This window comes from uncultured Acinetobacter sp. (genome assembly GCF_947626835.1).
GTDB lineage: Bacteria > Pseudomonadota > Gammaproteobacteria > Pseudomonadales > Moraxellaceae > Acinetobacter.
On record NZ_CANQTS010000053.1, the window covers coordinates 1 to 6,494 of the forward strand.

The 6,494-nt window shown below is 39.6% G+C and carries 4 protein-coding genes; 3 read left to right on the forward strand and 1 reads right to left on the reverse strand.

The window, feature by feature from the left end; genetic code table 11:
- Nucleotides 1-333 precede the first annotated feature (333 nt).
- Nucleotides 334-3,477: a BapA/Bap/LapF family large adhesin gene (locus Q0Z55_RS12365; protein WP_297429223.1), complete on the forward strand. Its 3,144-nt coding sequence runs from the start codon at nucleotides 334-336 to the stop codon at nucleotides 3,475-3,477.
- Nucleotides 3,478-3,535: 58 nt separating this feature from the next.
- Here the strand turns inward: Q0Z55_RS12365 and Q0Z55_RS12370 are convergent, their stop codons facing one another.
- Complete coding sequence (locus Q0Z55_RS12370) at nucleotides 3,536-4,114, reverse strand: DJ-1/PfpI family protein (RefSeq protein WP_297429226.1); 579 nt, start codon at nucleotides 4,112-4,114, stop codon at nucleotides 3,536-3,538.
- A 168-nt stretch (nucleotides 4,115-4,282) separates the two neighbouring features.
- Here Q0Z55_RS12370 and sbmA point away from each other — a divergent pair, with 168 nt between their 5' ends.
- Together sbmA and Q0Z55_RS12380 are read left to right on the forward strand one after the other, a co-directional pair.
- A complete protein-coding gene (gene sbmA / locus Q0Z55_RS12375; protein ID WP_297429230.1) occupies nucleotides 4,283-5,476 on the forward strand; it encodes a peptide antibiotic transporter SbmA in 1,194 nt (397 codons plus the stop codon).
- Between the two features lie 92 nt (nucleotides 5,477-5,568).
- Complete coding sequence (locus tag Q0Z55_RS12380) at nucleotides 5,569-6,063, forward strand: hypothetical protein (protein ID WP_297429233.1); 495 nt, start codon at nucleotides 5,569-5,571, stop codon at nucleotides 6,061-6,063.
- The last annotated feature ends 431 nt before the right edge of the window (nucleotides 6,064-6,494 follow it).

The following is a 6,494-nucleotide window of genomic DNA, read 5'->3' on the forward strand; positions in this document are numbered from 1 at the left end:
TTTTGTGTGTAGGCTTCTTCATTTGGAAATTATATCGCTGAAAAACCCTTTACAGATAGGTTTGTGCAACAAAGCCAAACTAAGACAAAAATACTTACGTTTTTTATATTTAAATTTGTGCTTTTTGTAAACAAACTCAAATAAAAGCGCGATAATAGTAAGATGAAACGAATAACTTCAATAATGATTATGTGGCTTATATGAAATTGTTATGTGAATTATTTAACTTAATATAAGTAAATTGAGCACTGGCTAACAGACCAGTTATTTAATCTATCAGTTTTTAAAATATGGGGAGATTTTAAAACTGGTTTTATTGAATAGGGTAAAATGATGAATACAGATTTTTTTTGGGCATATTTAGCACAAGACACCGGTGATTTTGACAATATCACCTCAAATGGTTTACTCCGTGTTGAAGGTGTCACTGAGCAACAAACGTGGTGGTTAAGCTTAGATGATGGGCGTACTTGGACCACTACACAAGGGCTGAGCTTTAATTTACCCGAGGGTCAACATATTGTTTTAGTGAAACGTAGTGAATTTGCGCTCCCTTATCTTGTTGGTAATGTGAGCGTGGATCAAACGGCTCCTGAAGCACCAAGCGCTGAGTTCTCAGCCAACGGACAGTTTGTCACAGGTGAAACAGAAGCTTATGCCACAGTGACTTTGCAAGGTTATGTCAATGGTGTATTGCAGCAGCTCGGCTCAACTCAAGCAGATGAAAATGGCGCTTATAGTATTCGAATTAATACCTTAAGTAATGCCGAAAATATTAGCGTAGTTTCCACCGATCAAGCTTTAAATGCCTCACAGCCTACCATATTGGTTGCACCTTTAATTGTCGAAAACTTATTGCTTACAGCAGATAATCAAGCATTTTTAACCACGCAATTTTTAGGTGCAGAAATAGCCAATACCTTACAGCAAAAAACCAGTTTTTCTTTACTGACGGCCGATTTAGGTCCAGTTTTATCTGCTGATGTAGTCACCAAAGTGTTTGGTGCAGCATTACATTTTGATGTGGCCGACAATACTCAGCGACAATTAACTTTAAAGGCGCAATCAGGCGGTGTACAAGTCGCTGCCATGTATGATTTGCATATTTATAAGCTTAATGCTGTGACAGGCGAATGGGTCAGTCAGCATGTTGAGAGCAATTGGCTTAAAGCTGTATTACTGGGCGGTGTATCCAGCGACTTCGACATCACTTTAGATTCAGGTCAGTACATGATGGTTTTGGGCAATGGTCTAGGGGTGGCAGCATTAACAGGCTATACCTTAAAAGCCATTGCTGATGTGACCTTAGATTATAGCCAACCCATGGGTGCACAAGGCAGCATAACGGGTAATGTGCTCAGCGATATTGACTTAAACACAGGTCTAGATGTGATTCCTGAAAGTGGTCGTGTTTATAATGTAAAAGTCATGAATGAACACGGTCAGCAGGATAATTATTTAGTCGGTGCACAAGGGGAGTATCCAGTACAAGGTCTGTACGGAGTGCTGTATATTCAATCGGATGGTAGTTATCGTTATGAAATTGACCCTGATTTTAACCTGACCCAAACAGTTGTTGAAAATTTTAGCTACGAGGTAGGAACTGCCAGTGGTATTAGAAACAGCGCTGATTTAAATATTCATATTAATGCTAAAACTTTGCCTGAAACTTCAATAGATAGCTATTTGGTGGTAGAGCCTGAGCCAAGTATTTATGCAGGTGAACAACTGGGTAAAGTGGTTGATTTTAGTATTTTAGATGTCGATTTACTCAATCCTATTTTAGGTGCAGATGCTTTAGCATTTAAAGGTGCGATGAGCTTTAATGTGAATGAGCAAACCTTACGTGAGTTGACCTTTAAAGGGGCATCTGGTGGGATTGAGATTGGCTCAAAATACGACTTGGTGATTTATAAACTGGATGCTGCAACTGGAAACTTTGTGCAGCACCATGTGGTAGAGGATTGGTTTAAAGTCATTTTATTTGGCGGAGCTTCAGTTGAAACCACACTAAGCTTTACACCAGGCGAGTATAAAGTGGTATTGGCAGGCAAAACCTTTATTGGTGCGCTAAAAGGCACTGCTGTACAAGTGATGGAAGATGTAATCAAAGATTATGGTCAGCCACTGAGTCAAACTGTCGTCAATCCATTAAGCGGTGATTTAACCCAAAACAGCAGCGAGCAAGTTCTTAAAGTCAACCAAAGCATTTTAAAAGCAGATGGCGTGAGCGAAGTACAAGGCCAATTTGGCACTTTATATATTGCCCGTGATGGCAGTTATCAGTATGAGTTAAATACCTCAAATACCGCCGCCTATGGTCAAATTGAAAGTTTCTCTTACCTTGTACGGGCTGATGATGGCACTCAGCGTATTGAAGTGGTGAATATTCAGATTGATAGCCAACATGCAAGCCATGATACCAATCAAATTCAGCTTGAGACCAGCAATAAAGTCTTAAGCCATGTAGAACAAGACAGCCCACATCGTAAAAGCTATGACTACAATTTTAAAGTCGATGCCAATACGCAAACTGATGTCGAACTTTCGGTTAAAGTATTGTCTTTGTTGGGTGATAAACGCTATTTAGAATACACTTTAACCAATACCTCAACCGGTGAAGTACAACAAGGTGTGGTACGTGGCAAAAATCCAAACTTAGAGCAATTTAAGTTTGCAGATTTAGCCGCAGGCGATTATGTACTGAGCCTAAACTTAGATTCAACCAGTGGTTTAGCAGGCACGATCACCGGTGTCACTGTAAAACAAAACAGTGTCTATTTAAGTGATTTTGTATCGCAAGACAAACCAAGCGTGACAGGTAACTTGTTGGATAATGATTTGGTCAGTCAATTGAGCAGTATTAGTGTCGGTGAGCAGCACATCTACACAGGTGCAGGTCCGCAAAATATGGCAATTGAAGGGCAATATGGTCGTTTGTACTTAGAAGTGAATGGCGATTATCGTTATGAATCCTATGGTGAAGGCTCTGGCATTGAACGCTTTGAATATAGTTTGAATTCTGCGGTAGGCTCGCAAAATAATGCTGTGCTTGAAATTGAAGTGGTACAACATATTCAAGCTTCAAGTGCCAATGAAGTCGTGATCAACAGCAGTGCCAATGATCAACTGTATTTAGGTGCAGGTCATGATACAGTGATCTTTAAAGTATTAGATAACAGCAGTGCAACTGCGGGCAATGGGGTAGCCACATGGCATGATTTTCATGTTGCAGATGCTCAAGATGTTCATGCCGATCAGATTGATATCAGTGCCTTATTACAAGATGCCACTGCCAATAACATGGGTGATTTTGTGGCACTTGAATATGATCAAGCCAGCCAAACTGTGACTTTAAGTATTGATCGTGACGGACAAGCACAAGGCTTTAGTCAGCAGGCAATTTTAAAGCTGACTCAACAAAGCCAAGCCATCACATTAGATGAGTTGCTACATAATCAGCAAATTTTGTTCTAAATAATTGTAAATTGCTCTAAAAAAACCCAAGCCAAGGCTTGGGTTTTTTATAAACTTATTAGATGCGAATTGTAGAGCCTAGAAGTGCCACAAACTGGGCCAACCATGCCGGATGCGCAGGCCAAGCTGGGGCAGTGACTAAGTTACCATCGGTCACGGCTTCGGTCACGCTAATCTCAGCATAATGACCGCCTGCCAATTTCACTTCGGCACTACAGGCTGGATAAGCTGAGCATGTTTTACCTTGCAGTACACCAGCTGCGGCTAAAATCTGTGGCCCATGACACACTGCTGCAATGGGTTTTTGAGCAGTATTAAACTCGTTGACAATTTTAAGCACACGCGCATTCATACGTAAATATTCTGGCGCACGCCCCCCCGGAATTACTAAGCCCACATATTGGGCTGTATCCACCTCGTTAAAATCGGAGTTAATGGCAAAGTTATGACCGCGTTTTTCGCTATAAGTTTGTTCACCCTCAAAATCATGAATGGCAGTGGCTACTGTATCACCTGATTTTTTATCTGGGCAAACAGTATGGACTGTATAACCAAGCGCTACTAAAAATTGATAAGGCACCATAGTTTCATAGTCTTCAACATAGTCGCCCACTAACATTAAGATTTGTTTTTGCACAGGATTTTTTCCTTGGTTTATTATTCATCTAAATTATAAGCGCGCTAGCTGATATCTCGATGACCAAATCCGCCAAATTTATACAACATAAAGCGTATAAAAAAACCGCTTTGCTTTTAAAAAAAGTTTTATGATGTGATTCTTGCTAAAAAGTACAGAGAAATCATCGTGTTTAAGTCATTTTTTCCGCATCCTAAATGGTTTTTTTTATCCTTAATTGTATGGTTTGGCGTCAATATTGCGCTGTGGTATTCAGGCGGTCAGGCATGGGGCAGTTATTTAGGCTTAAATTTACTGGCAAGTGATGCCTTACCCGTTGGCGTAAGCCGTTTTTGGTCGGCTAATTTTTTATGGTTTTATCTGTGGTTTAGTGTAGCCACCACGCTATTTGCGCTATTTTGGCGTTTTAAATCTAATAATCCGTGGCAAGCTTGGTCAGTTTGGGGTTCTGCCTTTATTTTGTTTAACATTTGGTTTGGCGTGCAAGTCAATGTGGTGATTAACGCATGGTATAGCCCGTTTTATGATTTAATCCAAAAAATGCTGACCCAAGGTGGTGGTGATGTCAGCTTGCTATACAACGAAACGCTGACCTTTTTATATATTGCGATGGTGTATGTGACCTTTGCAGTGTTTAACTTATTTTTTGTCAGTCATTATATTTTCCGTTGGCGTACGGCCATGAATGACTTTTACAGCGCACATTGGCATAAATTGCGCCACATTGAGGGTGCATCACAACGTATTCAAGAAGACACTATGCGCTTTGCCAAAACCACGGAAAGTTTGGGCGTCAGCCTGATTGAAGCGGTGATGGTGTTAATTGCCTTTTTACCGGTGTTATTTACTTTATCCAGTCATGTCAAAGCGCTACCTGTGGTGGGTGAAATCTCGCATGCTTTAGTGTGGGCTGCTATTACATGGTCGGTATTAGGTACTGTCATTTTAGTAGTGGTGGGCTTTAAACTCCCCGGGCTTGAGTTTAATAACCAAAAAGTTGAAGCGGCATATCGTAAAGAATTGGTCTATGGAGAAGATTATGAAAACCGTGCCGATCCTTTAACTTTAAAAGAACTATTTAGCAAAGTACGCGTCAATTATTTCCGTTTATATTTCCATTATGCCTATTTTAACTTGGTGCGGATTTGGTATATGCAGTTGGATAACTTATTTGGTTTATTTGTACTGTTTCCAAGTATTGCCGCAGGCACGATTACTTTAGGGTTAATGATGCAAATTTCTAACGTATTTGGCAAAGTGCGTGAATCTTTTCAATATTTAATTGCATCATGGCCGACCATTATTGAATTACTCTCGATTTATAAGCGTTTAAAAGCCTTTGAATCTGCCCTTGATGATTAAAATCTTGCCCACATTGTGTGGGCTTTTTTACATAAAGATAAAAGGCGCAAGCTGCCCTTTATGATACAACACAGCCAAATGAAAGGAACTGCATGATGAAAAAATTACTCGGTCAAATTGCATTAGCAACCAGTTTAACTTTAGGTGTCGTTGCTACCACACAAGCCAGTAGTACCGTCGATGCTTTAAGCCAGTGTTTAGTACAAGCCACTACAGCAACGGATAAAACCACCGTGTTGCAATGGACTTTTGCAGCCCTTGCCCAGCATCCTGATTTAAACAGTATGAGCAGCGTAACCACTGCACAAAAAGAGCAATTGGATAAAAACTTAGCTCAAGTCTTACAACGGATTTTAGTTGAGCAATGTAGCAGCCAAACCAAAGCCGTGATTCAAGCCGATGGTTTTGAAGCAGTTGGGACAAGTTTTCAGGAATTAGGCACCATTACCGGTAACGAAATTTTAAAAACCCCACAAGTGAAAAATCAGTTGAATGGTGTACTCAAGCATGTGGATATGGGTAAATTGGTGACTACGTTTTTAACGCCTGATATTTGGAATAAATTAGGTGTGATTCGTGGGCAATAATTTTTTACCCCTTGTTTTAAAAGCTGTGTTTTAAAATTTGCTTAAGCAATGAATAAAAACTTCTCCCTAGCCCTCTCCTTTATCAAATGAGAGGTAACTGCATGTATCAAATTGATAACATGACAAAGTCTCCCTTTTTAAAGGGAGATTTAGAGCGATTCAGCAATCAAGCATAAACAAAGACTTTGAAATTAAAAAGTATTCCAAATTAGTTAATTTTATGCCCTTAAAATTAATTATAATTTATGCGGCTTGGATTTATTAGATGTTGTTAAATTCAAGAAAAAATATAAAATATTTATTTGGGTTGATTTTAAAATAGAGCATTATATGGTAGATCCTTTAGCATTAAATTGGCTTTGTTGCACAAAGATTTGAAATGCAAAGCGCCCCTAATTGAGCCAAATTTAAGGCGTAACTTGGGTAAGTGG